Below are 15330 nucleotides of genomic sequence, written 5' to 3' on the forward strand. Positions count from 1 at the left end.
CAACGTCGATCCGGCTGAACGGGGGACAACGGCACCCGTGGGTCAGCACAATGGGGACTCTTATGCGTCCGGGACGGACCGAGACCTGATGGCGATAAGTCCGTTGTGACCTCGCATGTCCCGTCCGTTTACTCTTCTCACCGTGGCACACTCAGTCGAGCCGGGGCAGGGCCCGGATCCTTCGGAGGTCGGCCTGCCGATGCAGGATCCACCAACCGACCCCACCGGATTCCAGTTCCGGGGGGCGTTCTCCAGTTTCCCTGCGAACTCCCCCGTCTTACGTGAGACCATGCCCAATACCCCTAATTCGGGCACCCGCGCGGAAGGTAAGGAAGTCATGGCCTCGGAGCAGTCCAGCCAGCCCCACCTGCCTCCGGCATGGCCACAGGCGACGGAACCGCCATCCGCCTGGGCGCGGGACCCTCTCGGCACCGGCCCGCGCCCTCCCCAGGAGCGACCCGCGGAGGGCAACACGTCCTGGCAGACCAGTGTGCCCGGTAACGGCTCCTGGCAACAGGCTTTCGGGACACCGGCCCCCGGCTCACAGCCTCACGCCCCGCAGGCCTCCGGCCCCCAGGCGGACGGCGGCTTCCGGCAGGCCGCCGCGCCGCCGCAGAGCGGACTCGGAACCCCGCCGTCCGCTCCGGTAGCCGGCGGCGGCGGGTGGGACGCACCGTCCGCTCCGGCGGCAGGTAACGGCGGATGGGACGCACCCTCCGTTCGGACGGCCGGCGACGGCGGATGGGGCACACCGCCGGCCGAGGCGCCGAACCTTGACTCCTCGCCCTTCTGGACGAACCCGCCAGGCGGCAACCCCAATCCCTTCGCGAACCAGGACCCCTTGACGAACTCAAGCCCCTCCGGTAGCCAGGATCCCCTGACCAGCCCGAACCCCTTCGGAAGCCAAGACCCCTTGACGAACCCGAACTCCTTTCCGAGCCAGAACCCGAGCGACCCCAATCCCTTCGGCCACCACGATCCTCTGACCAGCCCGAACCCCTTCGGGAACCAGAACCACGGGGGCAACGGCGCCGCTCCGGGGAGTCCCGGCGTGTGGGCCTCCGCCGGAGCGACGGCTCCGGAGGCGCCCCTGGGCGCCCCGCCTCGGGTTCCCCCGCCGGGCGCGCCCGCGTACCCTCATCCGGACAACGCGCAGCCCCATCCCGGCCAGCATCCTCCGCAGGGGCATCCCTCTCCGCCTGGCGGCCATCTGAGCCGGGACCCGTCCGACCCCAGCAAGCCGTTCGTCACCGCGGGTCAGATCAGCGGTCCGAAGACCCCGCCGCCGGAGCGCCAGCAGGAGCTGTGGAACACCGTCTTCGGCGACAACTACCAGGCCATCGGGGAAGAGGAGGAGTTCGAGGAGCAGGGCAGGCCGATCTGGGTGTTCGCACTCATCGGGTCCGTGGTGATCGCACTCGTCGGCGCACTGATCTGGGCGTTCATGGCCGGGCCGCTGGCCGCCGCCGAAGAGGATCCCGTTCCGCAGACCAAGCCCGCGGCGACCGGCAAGAAGACCGCCAAACCCGCCCAGGCGATCGGCCGCCTGCCGCGCTTCCCCGGTAAGGCCTCACCCGTCGCCGGTTCCCTTCCCGACCAGGCCGCGGCGATCAGCCTGGCCAGGCTCGGCTCCCCCTGGCGGCTGGACCAGCGCCCGACCGTGCCCACGGTCTTCGGCTTCACCACCCGCCAGTACGTCCCGGCGGGAACGGACTCCGCGGGTAAGGAGCAGTTCGGCCAGGTGATGTCGGGACCGCTGTCGCCCAAGCTGAAGAGCAAGTACACCTCGCCGGACAACCTCGCACCGGTGATCAACGCGGTGGCCGCCACCGCCCGCAAGAGGTTCTTCGCCGAGAACACCTCCCGCAAGACCGCGCAGCAGCCTCTGTCGGTCAACGGCCTGCCGGGGCAGCTCGCCGCCTACGAGATCACCGCGGGCGAGTCCAAGACCACCATGGTCGTGGCGGCCGTGAGCACCGGCGCCGATGTGCCCGCGATCGTCTACATGTCGGTGCCGGACAGCAAGAAGGAACTGCTGCCCGACATCAACACCGTCTTCAAATCGATCCGGGCCAAGGCTTCATGACTCAGAACTCGCAGTTCATGTGCTTGATGCCGTTGATGAAGCTGGAGTAGAGCCGCTCCGGCCTGCCGCCCTCGATGCGCGGGACGCGACGGAGCAGCTCACGGAACATCACGGTGATCTCACGGCGCGCCAGGTGGGCGCCGAGGCAGAAGTGCGGTCCCGGCCCCCCGAAGCCGACATGGGGGTTGGGGCTGCGCGTGACGTCGAAGCGGTAGGGGTCGGGGAAGACGGTCTCGTCACGGTTGGCGGCCCAGTAGTACAGGACGACCTTCTGGCCCCTGCGGTAGAGCTGGCCGTTCATCTCGTGGTCCCGGGTGACCTTGCGGCGCATGAAGTTCACCGGGGAGGCCAGGCGGACGATCTCCTCCACCGCGCCGGGAAGGTGCCCGTCAAGGTCGGAGAGCAGCAGCGCACGCTGGTCCGGGTGCTGGGTGAGCAGGCGCAGGCCGTACGAGATGGCGTTGCGCGTGGTCTCGTTGCCCGCCACCACCAGCAGGATGAAGAACGAGCCGAGCTCCTGCATCGTGAGCTTCTCGCCGTCGATGTTGGCACTGACCAGCGATGAGGTGAGGTCGTCCGTCGGGTGCTCGGCCCGGTACGCGGCGAGGTCCTGGACGAGCTGCTGCAGCTCCAGCCCGGCGGTCAGCAGCTTCTCGGCGACCGTGGTCATGTCGTCGCCGCCGTATTCGGGGTCGAAGCCACCGAGGATCGTGTTGGACCTGTCGAAGACGGAGCCGTAGTCCTTCTCCGGGATCCCCATCATGTCGCAGATGATCTTCAGGGGGAGCCTCGCGGCCACCTCGGTGACGAAGTCACAGCCGGGCCCTGCGGCGATCAGGTCGTCGACGATCCGTACGGCGGCCGCGTCGACGTCGGCCTCGAACTGCTTGATCATCTTCGGGGTGAACGCCCGGGAGACGATCCGGCGGAGCCGGGCGTGCCGCGGGTCGTCCATATTGATCATCGACCCGAAGTACTCGGTGAACTCCGGCGGCATGTCCGGGATGTTGGTGGCCCCGCCGTCACCCGAGCAGAACACCTCGGGGGTACGGCTGGCCTCCAGGATGTCGGCGTGCTTGACCAGCGCGTAGTAGCCGGGCCCCTTCGGCGCGAAGGAGATCTCCATCTCCTCGTAGAAAGCGGGACGGTCCAGGCCCCGGAGAAGCTCGAAGGCGCGCTCCCGTTCTCGCATGGGCCTGGCCCAGAAGTCGTAGTCCGACAGATCGAAATCCTCGGCGGAGACGATCGGCTTCCGGTCGGCTGGCGTCACGCTCATACCACCAATCATTTGCGCAAGCAACCACTTACGTCAATGGAACGCCTCAGAAGTCACAGGTGAGGTGCTTGATGCCGTTGATGAAGCTGGAGCGCAGGCGGTCCGGCTCACCGGCGGAGCGGATCTGCGGAATCCGGGTGAACAGCTCACGGAACATCACAGTGATCTCACGGCGTGCCAGGTGGGCGCCGAGGCAGAAGTGCGGCCCCGGCCCCCCGAAGCCCACGTGGGGACCCTCGGTGCGCCGGATGTCGAAGCGGCGGGGGTCGGTGAAGACGCTCTCGTCACGGTTCGCGGCCCAGTAGAAGAGCAGGACCTTGTCACCCTCGCGATAGAGGTGACCGTTCATCTCGTGGTCGCGGGTGAGGGTACGGCGCATCCAGGTGACCGGGGAGGCCAGGCGGACGATCTCCTCCACCGCGCCGGGAAGGTGCCCGTCGAGGTCGGAGAGCAGCAGCGCACGCTGGTCCGGGTTCTCGGTGAACAGGTGCAGACCATGGGAGATGGCGTTGCGCGTGGTCTCGTTGCCCGCCACCACCAGCAGGATGAAGAACGAGCCGAGCTCCTGCATCGTGAGCTTCTCGCCGTCGATGTTGGCACTGGTCAGGGAGGTGATGAGATTGTCGCCACCGTCCGCCGCCAGGGAGACGACGAGCTCCTGGAGGCGCCGCCCCGCGCCGAGGAACAGCTCGCCCGCGCGACCGGCGTCCTCGACGAACTCGGGGTCACCCCCGGAAAGGATGACGTTGGAGGCGTCGAAGACCGTCTGGTGATGCTCGGGGCCGATGCCCATCATGTCGCAGATGATCTTCAGGGGAAGCCTCGCGGCCACCTCGGTGACGAAGTCGCAGCCGGGCCCCTCGGCGATCAGATCGTCGACGATCCGGGTGGCCTCGGACTGGACGTCGGCCTCGAACTGCTTGATCATCTTCGGGGTGAACGCCCGGGAGACGATCCGGCGGAGCCGGGCGTGCCGCGGGTCGTCCATATTGATCATTGACCCGAAGTACTCGGCGAACTCCGGCGCCATGTCATGGACGGCGGTCGCCCCCCTGGCCGAGGAGAAGACCTCGGGGGTGCGGCTGGCCTCGACGATGTCGGCGTGCCTCACCAGGGCGTAGTAACCCGGACCCGGGGCGGCGTAGCTGACCTCGGGCTCGGCGAATCTGACCGGGGCCGGCTGAGCTCTCAGCAGCGCGAAGGCCGCCTCCCGCTCGGCCATCGGCCGCTCCCAGAAAGTGATGTCCGAAAGGTCGACATCCACGAGCGAAACCGCCACATCAGCCTCCGCTAGAACCACGTTCGGTTTTGCCGATCTTGCCACACGATCCTCACGCCAGCCAGTCCAGGATGAGGTCGTTGACCTCACGGGGCCGTTCCAGATGGAGGAAGTGCCCCGCGCCGGAAACGTGCTCCACCCTGGAGCCCGGAGGCAGGAACTCGGCCACCGGCTTGACCGCCTCCACTCCCAGGCAGCCGTCCTGGAGCCCGTGCAGGTAGAGGATCGGGACCTCCCGGCCGGTCGCGGCCTGCTCGGCGGCATAGCGGCCGGTGGGCGGCACGGTGCCGAGCATGGCCCGGTAGTAGCCGATCGCGGCGGCGAGGTTGGCGGGGTCGCCCAGGCTCCGCCGTACGAGCTCCACGTCCCGCGAGGCGTCGTAGCCCGGCGACCAGTCACGCCACAGGCTCGCGATGAAGCCGTCCCGGGAGGCGGCGGTCTCGGCCAGCCCGGTCTGGAAGAGGAAGATGTAGAACGACCGCTTGAGCTGCTCGTAGTCGAAGAAGGTGGTGAGCATCGCCTCCACGGGAGGCACCGCCATGGCGACCGCCTTGCGCCATCGCCGCGGGGCGAAGGCGGTGGCGCCGTAGACCGGAACCGCACCCCAGTCGTGGCCGATGAGCACCGCGTCGCCGTCGCCGCCGAGCGCCTCGTGCAACGCGCAGGCGTCGGCGATCAGCGCACCCGCCTCGTAGGCTCCGTCGGCCGGGATCGAGGTGGGCGCATAGCCCCGCATGAACGGCGCGACCGCGCGATAGCCCCGCTCGGCGAGCTCGGGCAGCAGGTGGCGCCAGGTGTGCGCGGTGTCGGGGAAACCGTGCAGGCACAGGGCGAGCGGCCCCTCCCCCATCGTCAGGTAACCGAAGTCGATGCCGTTGGCCGTGATGGTCCTGATCTCCATGGGCGGAACCTAACATCCGCTTGCTCCGGAATCACCGGCCCCCGGGGCATTCCGGAGAAGCCAGGCCCCCGCACAACGAGGGCGGGCGCTCACCCCGGGTGCCACCCGCCCTGTACGGCGGGCATCTCGCCTCGGCCGACGAAATCAACTGACTCCATACCTACACATGACTACGATGTAGCCATGATGGCGCCCACACCAAGATCCGTCCGATTCGAGGACGCGGTCCTGGACAAACTCGCGAAGTTCGTCATGGAGCATCCGGGCCTTTCCATCTCTGCAGCGGTCAACCTGCTCATCACCGAGGCCCTTCACATGGAGGAGCATCCCGGCGTCCTGTTCCGCACCGGCCCGACGGGACGGCGTGCCGTGATCGTCGGCGGCCCCGATGTGTGGGAGATCATCCGGGCCGTGAAGGCGACACGGGCCGCCGACCCCGACTCCTCGGCAGAAGAGATCATCACCATGGTGGCCGAATACTCGGGCCTGCCGTCGCACCAGGTCAGGACGGCGATCCGTTATTGGTCCGCCTACCCGGACGAGATCGACGCACAGATAGAGACGGCTGACACCGTTGCGCGAGACGCGGAGACCCGATGGAGGCGCGAGCAGGGTCTCTTGGCGTCGTGAGCGGAAAACTCCTGCTCGACGAGATGTTCCCGCCCCTGCTCGCCGAGTCCCTCCGCGAGCGGAGGCACGACGTCGTCGCGTTGGCGGAACGACCCGAGGGCCGAGGGCTCACCGATCCCGAGGTTCTGGAACTGGCGGTCGCGGAGCGGCGTTGCCTGCTCACAGAGAACATCGGCGACTTCGAGACCCTCCGGGCCCAGCGGCTCCATGATGGACGGGTCTGCGCCGGACTGCTCTACAGCAGCCCCTACCGCTTTCCCCGGACCAAGGCCGCGATCGGCAGGCTCATCTCCGCGCTCGACGCGCGTTTCGCCGGGGAGCGGTTGCCCGTACCCGGCCAGGCGGACTGGCTCACCGAATAGGTAGTTGTCCGACGATTACCCGAAGAGGCCTCACCGGCATATACCCGCGCCTGGAGCCACCGCACGCGAAAGACCACCACCCCGTGATGTAGCGGGTCTTGAGTCCGCCACGGGCGCGGCGAGTAAACGACCCGCGCGGCGGTCAGCCCGCCGTCGCGCCTGCCGCGCTCCAGCCGGGGACCTGGAAGTGGGCGGTGAGGGAGTCGGCTGCCGAGGACCCGAAAAGGTCCGTAGACCCGATCGGACCGGCCCGGACGGAGACCGAGGAACGGATCAGGTCTCGTAGCGGAGGTGCTTGACGCCGTTGATGAAGTTGGACAGCAGGTAGGAGGGCTCACCGGACGAACGGATCTCCGGCAGGCGCGTGAAGAGCTCGCGGAACATCACGGTGATCTCGCGGCGGGCCAGGTGCGCGCCCAGGCAGTAGTGGGGGCCTGGGCCGCCGAAACCGACGTGAGGGTTGGGGTGGCGGGTGATGTCGAAGACGTCGGGGTCGGTGAAGACGCTCTCGTCGCGGTTGGCGGAGTTGTAGAAGAGCACGACCTTGTCGCCCTTCCTGTACTCCTGCCCGTTCATCTCGTGGTCACGGGCGAGCGTGCGGCGAAACTGGATCACCGGGGTGGAGTAGCGGACGATCTCGTCGACCGTGCCGGGAACATGCCTGTCGAAGTCGCTCAGGAGCAGTTCGCGCTGGTCCGGGTGGTCGGTGAGCAGCTTGAGGCCGTGGGAGATGGCGTTGCGGGTGGTCTCGCTGCCGGCGACGACGAGCAGGATGAAGAACGAGCCGAGTTCCTGCGGGGTCAGGGACTCCTCCCCGTTGACCAACAGGCTGGTCAGGTCGCCGGTGGAGTCGCCCCGGCGCTCGCGGCCGAGCCGGGCGGCCAGCCGGTTGAGCCGGCGGCCCGCGCCCATCAGCCGGGCCAGGCCACGCGCCACGTTCCAGCGTTTGAGCTCGGGCTCGACCCCGGTGTACTCGGAGTCGGTGTTGCCCACGATGATGTTGGTCGCCCAGAGCACTTGATCATGAAATTTCGGAGGAATCCCCATCATGTCGCATATGACCTGAACCGGCAGCCGGGCCGCGACCTGGGCGACGAAGTCGCCCGGCCCCTCGGCGATCGCGTCGTCCACGATCCGGGTGGCCGCCCGCTGCAGGTCCTCCTCCATCTTTGACAGCACCCTCGGGGTGAACGCCCGCGACACGATACGGCGGAGCCTGGCGTGCCGGGGATCGTCCATATTGATCATCGAGCCGAAGTAGACCGCCATCCACCTCGGCATGTCGACGATGCTGTTGGCGCTCGGCTCACTGCTGAACACCCCGGCGTTCCGGCTGGCCTCGGAGACGTCCGCGTGCCGTACCAGGGCGTAGTAGCCGGGCCCGTGACCGACGAAGGGAACCTTGTTCTCCTTGACGAACACGGGCCGCTCCAGCTCGCGGAGCAGCTTGAAGGCCTCCATGCGCTCGGCCGGGGAACGCCCCCAGAACGGGATCTCCGAAAGGTCGACGTCCGCCACGCTCATGGTCATTAATCCAGATTTATGCAAGTAATCACTTACGTCAAGTGTGAGCCATCGCACCTCCGCCACGGCCCGCCCACCGGAGAGATCGTGATTCCATGAGCCGCCTACCCGCCGTGCGTGATCACCGCACGATCCATCGCGATCAGGTCCGCGGCCTTCTCCGCGATCATGACGGTGGGGGCGTGGGTGTGCCCCCGGTTGATGACCGGCATGATCGAGGCGTCGGCGACACGGAGCCCCTCCACGCCCCGGACCCTCAGCGACGGATCGACCACCGATTCGTCGTCCGGGCCCATCCGGCAGGTGCCGACCGGGTGATAGAGGGTCTCACCGCGCTCGCGGATCCACCGGGTGAGCTCCTCGTCGGTCTCGGCACCCCAGTACGGTGCCATCGGCGCTCCGGCGAGCGGCTTGAGCGCGGCGGTCTCGAACAGTTCCTTGGCCTTCCTCAGCCCGGCGACCTGGCGGCGGATGTCGGCCTGCACCGTCAGATAGGCGGGGTCGATCGCCACCTCGCGGCCGTTCAGGTGGACCCGGCCGCGGCTCTCCGGCTGAAGCAGGATCGAGGCGATGGTCAGGCCGTGGCCGGGCGGCGGGGTCAGGCCGTGGTCGATGAAGGGCCCCGGAGCGAAGATCAGCTCGATGTCGGGGGCGGGTTCCTCAGGGGAGGTGCGGACGAAGGCCACCGCCTCGCCGACGTTCGAGGTGAGCATGCCGTTGCGGCCGATCAGGAAACGGAACAGGTTGCCGATCGACTCGGCACTCGCGAGCGTGATCGACTTCGGGCAGTGCACGATGACGCCCGAGGCCAGATGGTCCTGGAGGTTCCCGCCGACCTGAGGTGAGTCGTGGACGGGCTCGATGCCCTCCGCTCGCAGCTCGTCGGCCGCGCCGACACCCGACAGCATCAGCAGGTGCGGGGAGCCGATCGCCCCCGCCGACAGGATGACCTCCAGTCGTGCCCGCGCCACCGCACCCTCGCCGTACTCCACGCCGGTCGCGCGCCCGTCCTCGACCAGCACCCGGTGGACGTGCGAGGAGGTCAGCACGGTGAGGTTGGGCCGTTTCCTGGCGGGCTTGAGATAGGCGTCGGCGGAGCTGCAGCGGCGTCCCCGGTCCTGGGTGACGGGGGTCTGGCAGTAGCCCTCGTTGGAGGGACCGTTCAGCTCGTCCAGCCGGGTGAGCCCGATCTCCTCGCAGGCCCGGAGGAACGCCGCGGTGGTGGGATTGGGGCTGCGCAGCTCGGAGATGCGGATCGGACCCGCCGTGCCGTAAACACCGCCCCGGTTGGAGCCGACGCGACGCTCGGCCCTGTGGAAGTAGGGGAGGACCTCGTCATAGGACCAGCCGGGCACACCCCAGCCGTCATAGTCCGCCCGGTGACCGCGCACCCACATCTGGGCGTTCATCGAAGAGGAGCCGCCGAGCACCCGCCCGCGCGGCCAGTAGAGCTCCCTGCCCGACATCCCGGACTGCCTGACGGTGGTGAAGTTCCAGTCGTAGTCGGTCTTGAAGAGCTTGGCGAACCCCGCGGGCATCCGGATCTCAAGCTTGTCGTCGGGGCCGCCCGCCTCGATCAGGGCCACCGTCGTCGTGGGGTCCGCCGAAAGGCGGCTCGCCAGCACGCATCCCGCCGATCCCGCGCCCACGATCACATAGTCGTACTCCACGTGCCCACCGACCCTTCACCACACGGACCGTATCGGCTCGCCTCCCCCCGGTAAGCGGGCTCCCACCTGCATACTCCTCCTCGCATTGCCCGTCAATTTGTGACCTCGGTTACCTACCGGTAAGTATCCCAGGCTGCGAGTATGAGGCACGTCAAAGCTTGTCCTGAGGAGGACGCCCATGCTCAACCTGTCGGTCGCGTTGGAGGACAGCGCCCGGGAACAGCCCGACCGCACCGCACTTGTCTTCGGTGACCTGCGCCTGCCGTACTCTCTGGTCAACACCGTCGCGAACCAGGTCGCCAATCTGCTCGTCTCCCGGGGTATCGGCAAGGGTGACAAGGTCGCGCTGGCCTGCCCGAACCTGCCTTACTTCCCGTTCGTGTACTACGGGATCCTCAAGACCGGCGCCACGGTCGTGCCGCTCAACGTGCTGCTGCAGTCCAGGGAGATCACCTACCACCTGGAGGACTCCGAGGCCAAGGCGCTGTTCTGTTTCGAGGGCACCCCCGAGCTGCCGCTGGGCGAGCGCGGGCGGGCGGGCTTCGACGAGGCGCGGACCACCGAGCACTTCTTCGTGCTGCCGGCCGCCGCCTTCGCCACCGAGTCTGCGCACGGCGAGACGCTGTGGGCGGCGCTGGACGGTGTGTCCGGCGAGTTCGAGACGGTGCAGACCGCGCCGGACGACACCGCGGTGATCCTCTACACCAGCGGCACCACCGGCCAGCCCAAGGGCGCCGAGCTCAGCCACCAGAACATGCTGATCAACGCCATGGTCTCGGATGAGATGTTCCCGCGAAGCGAGAGCGGGGACGCCTTCCTGACGGCGCTGCCGCTGTTCCACTCCTTCGGCCAGACCGTCATCATGAACGCCGGATTCCGCCGCCGGGCCACCCTGGTGCTCATGCCGCGCTTCGAGCCCGGCCCCGCCCTGGAGCTGATGCGCGCCGAGAACGTCACGCTGTTCGCGGGCGTGCCGACCATGTACTGGGCCATGCTGACGAAGATCCACGCCGACGGCGACGAGGTGCCCACCTCGCTCAGGGTCGCGGTCGCGGGCGGCGCCTCCTCACCGGTCGAGGTGCTCAAGGACTTCGAGGCCGCCTTCGGCATCGGCATCCTGGAGGGGTACGGCCTGTCGGAGACCTCCCCGGTAGCCAGCTTCAACCAGCTCGGCCGTCCCACCAAGCCCGGCACGATCGGCACGCCGGTCTGGGGCGTGGAGATGAAGCTCATCGACAACGACTGGAAGACGGTCGAGGGTGAGGGGCCCGGCGAGATCGCGATCCGCGGCCACAACGTGATGAAGGGCTACTACAACCGGCCCGAGGCGACCGCCGAGGTCATGAACGACGGCTGGTTCCGCACCGGCGACATCGCCACCCGCGACGCGGACGGCTACTACGCGATCGTCGACCGGGCCAAGGACATGATCATCCGGGGTGGCTTCAACGTCTACCCGCGCGAACTCGAAGAGGTCCTGATCACCCACCCGCAGGTCTCTCTCGCGGCGGTGGTCGGAGTCCCCCACGACTCGCACGGCGAGGAGGTCAAGGCCTACGTCATCCGCACTCCCGGCGCGACCGTCACCGAAGAGGAATTGGTCGCCTGGTGCAGGGAGAACATGGCGGCCTACAAATACCCGCGGATCATCGAATTCCGCGACGCCCTTCCGATGACCGCCACCGGGAAAATCCTCAAGCGCGAACTCAGGTGAGCGAGAGGCCTTTCTCGGACAACGGGCCTTTCCCGAATAGCGGGAAACAGCCCTCCAGTGCCTGACCTGGCATTACTCCCAAGGCACCCTTAATCAGGGGGCGCGGTTTTCCGGAGCCGGTGGTACGGCCCGCACCCGCGAGGGGCGCGAGCCGTACCACCGGACCTGCGGTCAGGGCCAGTCGACGGAGGGGCGCAGCGGCATGTGAGCCCCGCCCTCGGGGTCGAGCTTCACGCCGAGAACCTGGTGAAGCTGGATCTTGTTGCGCTCGAAGCCGACCACGCAGCCGGCCATGTAGAGCCGCCAGACCCTGGCCGTGCCCTGGCCGACCTCCTCGACCGCCTCGTCCCAGTGGTCGTCGAGGTTGGCGCACCAGTAGCGGAGGGTCTGGGCGTAGTGCTCGCGCAGGTTCTCCTCGTGGCGGATCTCGAAACCGAGGTCCTCCATCTGGCGGACCAGATAGCCGACCGACTCCAGCTCTCCATCGGGGAAGACGTAGCGGTTGATGAAGCCGCCCGCGTTGATGGTCTTCTCGGCGCCGGTCGGCCTCGTGATGCAGTGGTTGAGCAGCCGGCCGCCGGGGACGAGCTTGTCGTACAGGAAGCGGAAGTAGAACGGCAGCTGTTCCTTGCCGATGTGCTCGGTCAGGCCGATCGAGCTGACCGCGTCGAAATCGGTCTCCTTGACGTCCCGGTAGTCCATGTGACGGACCTCGGCCAGGTCGCCCAGCCCGGCCTCGGCGATGGCCTTCTGCGCCCACTCGGCCTGCTGGCGCGACAGGGTGACCCCCAGCGCCTTCACGCCGTACTCGCGGGCCGCGTGGATGACCATGCCGCCCCAGCCGCAGCCCACGTCGAGCAGCCGCATCCCGGGCTTCAGCCCCAGCTTGCGGGCGACCAGGTCGAACTTGGCGTACTGCGCCTCCTCCAGCGTGGACTCCTCGCCAGGGAAGACCGCGCAGGTGTAGGCCATGGACGGGCCCAGCACCCACTCGTAGAACCTGTTCGAGACGTCGTAGTGATGGTGGATCGCCTCGGCGTCACGCTGCTTGGCGTGCCTGCTGCCCAGCTTGGCCATCATGCTGTGCCGCACCTCCTGGGGAGGCGGCGGCACCCGCATCAGCAGGGGCTTGACTCCCAGAGCGCGGATGGCCGCGATCTTCTGGCTCGTCGAGATGTCGTTGATGGTCAGGGACCACATCCGCGACAGCAGGGAGTACATGTCCCCTTGAACGTCGAGGTGCCCGGACACGTAGGCCCTGGACAGACCCAGCTCACCGGGGGCCTGCGCCAGATAGGCCACCGCGATCGGGGACTTCACCTCGATGCTGATGTCCGCGGTGGCGGGACCGGCCTTGCTTCCGTCGTAGGCGGTGAGGCGGATGTTCGCCTCCGGCCCGATGACACTCTCGAAGATCTCTGCGAGTTTCACAGAATCACCTTCCTAACGCCCCCGTACACACTTGTCGTAGAGGTCAAGCAACCGGCCGCCCGGGTCGTATGCCCGCTTTACCGGCCAGTAGGCAATTCCGTTATAAAGCTGCCAGAAGTCATCTTCGGCATAGAACGACGTCGAGTACAGCGATTTATGTCCGTCCAGCTCGTGCACCTTGTGCTCGATGAGACGGTTGTAGTAGCCGTCGAACTGGCCACGGGGCAACGGGACCGTTCCCCAGAAGCCGAAGTTCACATACAGCCGCCCGGACTCCAGGGGGTAGAGCGGCCACTCGCCGGAGGCCTTCAGCGGGCACATCCACACCGGCTCCATGCCGACCTTGTCGTGGAAGAACTCCAGGAACTCGGCGCCGCGCTCGACGGGCACCTCGATGTCCTGGATGACCGACTCCTGCACGGGCTGCCCCCGCCATCGGTCCACCCGGGCGATCACGCCGTATCTGCGGTCCAGGCCGACGAGCTTGCGGTAGACGTCGGAACGCATCCACTTGCGCGGCATGAGCGAGCGCACCAGCGCGTTCTGCACGCCGAAGGCCCGCGAGCACCAGAACCAGTCGGTGTCCCAGCGCCACAGGTAGTCGCGGACGGTCAGCCAGTCACGGGTCCTGGTCTGGATCGACCGGTAGTAGATGCGCATGCCGGTGTAGTCGGACAGATAGGGCGCTTGCTCGGCGAACCGGCCGACGGTCACGTAGAGCTCGCCGGGGCCGAAGAACGTGCCGTCGACGAAGTCGACCGGCTCCCCGTCGTGCTCGCCGCGCTCGCAGATCTCCTTCATGGCGATCATGCACTTGTCGGCGTCGGTGAACGGGATGTGGGTCAGCCGGACGTACGGCTGGACGCGCTTGAGCTTGATCCGGATCCGGAGCGCGTAGCCGAGCGTGCCGTAGGAGTTGGGGAACGCGCGGAACAGGTCACGATGCTCGTTGTCGTCGCGCGCCACGATGATCCTGCCGTCGCCGGTGAGGATCTCCAGCTCCTCCACCGACTCGTGCGGCAGCCCATCGCGGAAGCTGGTCGACTCGATGCCCAGCCCAGTCACCGCGCCGCCCAGCGTGATCGTCTTGAGCTGCGGCACGACGTACGGCATGAGCCCGTGCGCCAGCGTGGCGTCCACCAGGTGCTCGTAGGTGGTCATGCCCTGAACCTCGGCGGTCATGGCCACCGGGTCGACCTCGATGACCTGGTCCAGGTCACGGGCCGACAGTTTCGCTCCGCGAGCGCCGTCTCGGAACCGGAACAGGTTCGTGGTGGCCTTGGCCAGACGGGGCGCCGCGTCCTCGGGAATCGCGGCGTAGGACTGCCTGATCTGCTCGACGGCGCGCCGATGCGCCGACATCTGTGTCATCTGTTCCACAGGACATCACCCCCAGAGCTCTTGTAGTAAAGATCGCCTCTAGCACGTTATATCTCGGATGTCTTCAGAGCCAGGCGAGACACGTTAAACGCGCGAAAACTCTACGGGTGCCCCGTACGCCGGTGGATCACCGACCCCACCCCATTGACGACATTGGCCACCGGACGGCCGTCCAGCGCGGCCTCCAGGTTGTCCAGCACGCACCGGATCAGGCGGCCGGTGGACTGCGGGGTCACCCCGGCCACGTGCGGCGACAGCAGAACCCGGGGGCTGTCGCGCAACGGGTCGCCCGGCGGCAGCGGCTCGGCCTCGAACACGTCCAACGCGGCGCCGCCCAGGTGCCCGGAGTTCAGCGCGGACACCAGCGCCGTCTGATCCACCACTCCCCCGCGGGCCGCGTTGACCAGAAGCGAACCGGCGGGCATCCGGAGCGGGTCGACCAGGCCCCGGGTCTCCTCCGACAGCGCGATCACCAGCACGAGCACGTCGGAGGTGGCGACCAGGTCGTCCAGCTCCCGGTAGGCGTAGGGCACCTCGCGGGGCCGCCGCGTCCAGTACGACACCTCACAGCCGTAGCCGTCGAACACCCGGGCGCACGCCTCGCCGATCGGGCCGAAGCCGACGATGCCCACGCGCGAGCCGTACAGCTCTCTGGGGCCGAGATCCAGCTGCGGCCAGCCGCCCGCGCGGACCGCGGCGTCGGCGTCGAGCAGCCGCCGCGACAGCGCGAGCGCGGCGGCCAGGCACCACTCGGCCACCGCGACCGCGCTCACCCCCGCGGTGTTGGCCAGCGGCACTCCCGCGGCGGCCAGCGCATCGAGGTCATGGCCGTCCACACCCACCGAGGGCTGCTGCACGAACGCCAGGCGCGGAGCGGCCCGGACGGCCTCGGCGTCCAGTGCGAGCGCGCCGCTCCAGTCGCCGACCACGATCTCCGCCTCCGGCAGGGCGGCGAGCATGGCCGCCCGGTCGCGGCTCGCCGGGACGGACACGCCGACCCGCTCGCCGAGCGGGCCTAGCAGGTTGCGCAGCGCCTGCTCGGGAAGCGGCGGCAGCGCCAGCACCCTCCAGGTCATG

General features: G+C 68.1%; 12 protein-coding genes. 4 read left to right on the top strand and 8 right to left on the bottom strand.

What is annotated here, in order from left to right:
* Positions 1 to 913: 913 nt before the first annotated feature.
* Positions 914 to 2086 carry a hypothetical protein gene (locus ACFY2X_RS19405; protein WP_389939849.1) on the top strand — a complete coding sequence of 391 codons (1173 nt, stop codon included), beginning with the start codon at positions 914 to 916 and terminating at the stop codon, positions 2084 to 2086.
* 1 nt (position 2087) lies between these two features.
* Here ACFY2X_RS19405 and ACFY2X_RS19410 read toward each other — a convergent pair whose 3' ends face one another.
* Genes ACFY2X_RS19410 through ACFY2X_RS19420 form a run of 3 tightly spaced genes read right to left on the bottom strand, consistent with a single transcriptional unit; the run spans position 2088 to position 5542 of the window.
* Positions 2088 to 3362 carry a cytochrome P450 gene (locus ACFY2X_RS19410; protein ID WP_389939850.1) on the bottom strand — a complete coding sequence of 425 codons (1275 nt, stop codon included), beginning with the start codon at positions 3360 to 3362 and terminating at the stop codon, positions 2088 to 2090.
* A 46-nt stretch (positions 3363 to 3408) separates the two neighbouring features.
* Entirely contained in the window at positions 3409 to 4641 is a 1233-nt protein-coding gene (locus ACFY2X_RS19415; RefSeq protein ID WP_389939851.1) for a cytochrome P450, read from the bottom strand.
* 52 nt (positions 4642 to 4693) lie between these two features.
* Positions 4694 to 5542: an alpha/beta fold hydrolase gene (locus ACFY2X_RS19420; protein ID WP_389939852.1), complete on the bottom strand. Its 849-nt coding sequence runs from the start codon at positions 5540 to 5542 to the stop codon at positions 4694 to 4696.
* Positions 5543 to 5725: 183 nt separating this feature from the next.
* Between ACFY2X_RS19420 and ACFY2X_RS19425 the strand changes: the two genes are divergently transcribed.
* Together ACFY2X_RS19425 and ACFY2X_RS19430 are read left to right on the top strand one after the other, a co-directional pair.
* Entirely contained in the window at positions 5726 to 6172 is a 447-nt protein-coding gene (locus ACFY2X_RS19425) for a hypothetical protein (protein ID WP_389939853.1), read from the top strand.
* Positions 6169 to 6534, top strand: coding sequence for a DUF5615 family PIN-like protein (locus tag ACFY2X_RS19430; RefSeq protein ID WP_389939854.1), 366 nt, complete (start codon positions 6169 to 6171; stop codon positions 6532 to 6534). Before ACFY2X_RS19425 ends, ACFY2X_RS19430 begins: the two co-directional genes overlap by 4 nt.
* A gap of 273 nt (positions 6535 to 6807) precedes the next feature.
* On the opposite strand, the gene ACFY2X_RS19435 is transcribed toward ACFY2X_RS19430, so the two are convergent.
* A complete protein-coding gene (locus ACFY2X_RS19435; RefSeq protein ID WP_389939855.1) occupies positions 6808 to 8064 on the bottom strand; it encodes a cytochrome P450 in 1257 nt (418 codons plus the stop codon).
* Positions 8065 to 8162: 98 nt separating this feature from the next.
* Positions 8163 to 9728, bottom strand: a complete 1566-nt coding sequence (locus ACFY2X_RS19440; protein WP_389939856.1) for a GMC family oxidoreductase — start codon at positions 9726 to 9728, stop codon at positions 8163 to 8165.
* A gap of 178 nt (positions 9729 to 9906) precedes the next feature.
* Here ACFY2X_RS19440 and ACFY2X_RS19445 point away from each other — a divergent pair, with 178 nt between their 5' ends.
* A complete protein-coding gene (locus tag ACFY2X_RS19445; protein ID WP_389939857.1) occupies positions 9907 to 11442 on the top strand; it encodes a long-chain fatty acid--CoA ligase in 1536 nt (511 codons plus the stop codon).
* Between the two features lie 171 nt (positions 11443 to 11613).
* On the opposite strand, the gene ACFY2X_RS19450 is transcribed toward ACFY2X_RS19445, so the two are convergent.
* From ACFY2X_RS19450 to ACFY2X_RS19460, 3 genes are all read right to left on the bottom strand, one after another.
* Positions 11614 to 12873, bottom strand: coding sequence for a class I SAM-dependent methyltransferase (locus tag ACFY2X_RS19450; RefSeq protein ID WP_389939858.1), 1260 nt, complete (start codon positions 12871 to 12873; stop codon positions 11614 to 11616).
* Between the two features lie 12 nt (positions 12874 to 12885).
* Positions 12886 to 14244 (bottom strand): FAD-binding oxidoreductase, encoded by a 1359-nt coding sequence (locus ACFY2X_RS19455; RefSeq protein WP_389940010.1) that lies wholly within the window; start codon positions 14242 to 14244, stop codon positions 12886 to 12888.
* A gap of 110 nt (positions 14245 to 14354) precedes the next feature.
* Positions 14355 to 15329, bottom strand: a complete 975-nt coding sequence (locus ACFY2X_RS19460) for an NAD(P)-dependent oxidoreductase (protein ID WP_389939859.1) — start codon at positions 15327 to 15329, stop codon at positions 14355 to 14357.
* Between the last annotated feature and the right edge of the window lies 1 nt (position 15330).

The sequence above is a fragment of the Streptosporangium sp. NPDC000396 genome, assembly GCF_042898655.1.
Lineage (GTDB): Bacteria > Actinomycetota > Actinomycetes > Streptosporangiales > Streptosporangiaceae > Streptosporangium.

Coding starts and splice junctions, on each gene's coding strand:
- ACFY2X_RS19410 (WP_389939850.1), bottom strand. CDS start 3,362: ATGAGCGTGACGCCAGCCGACCGGAAGCCGATCGTCTCCGCCGAGGAT.
- ACFY2X_RS19420 (WP_389939852.1), bottom strand. CDS start 5,542: ATGGAGATCAGGACCATCACGGCCAACGGCATCGACTTCGGTTACCTG.
- ACFY2X_RS19425 (WP_389939853.1), top strand. CDS start 5,726: ATGATGGCGCCCACACCAAGATCCGTCCGATTCGAGGACGCGGTCCTG.
- ACFY2X_RS19435 (WP_389939855.1), bottom strand. CDS start 8,064: ATGACCATGAGCGTGGCGGACGTCGACCTTTCGGAGATCCCGTTCTGG.
- ACFY2X_RS19445 (WP_389939857.1), top strand. CDS start 9,907: ATGCTCAACCTGTCGGTCGCGTTGGAGGACAGCGCCCGGGAACAGCCC.
- ACFY2X_RS19455 (WP_389940010.1), bottom strand. CDS start 14,244: ATGACACAGATGTCGGCGCATCGGCGCGCCGTCGAGCAGATCAGGCAG.
- ACFY2X_RS19460 (WP_389939859.1), bottom strand. CDS start 15,329: ATGACCTGGAGGGTGCTGGCGCTGCCGCCGCTTCCCGAGCAGGCGCTG.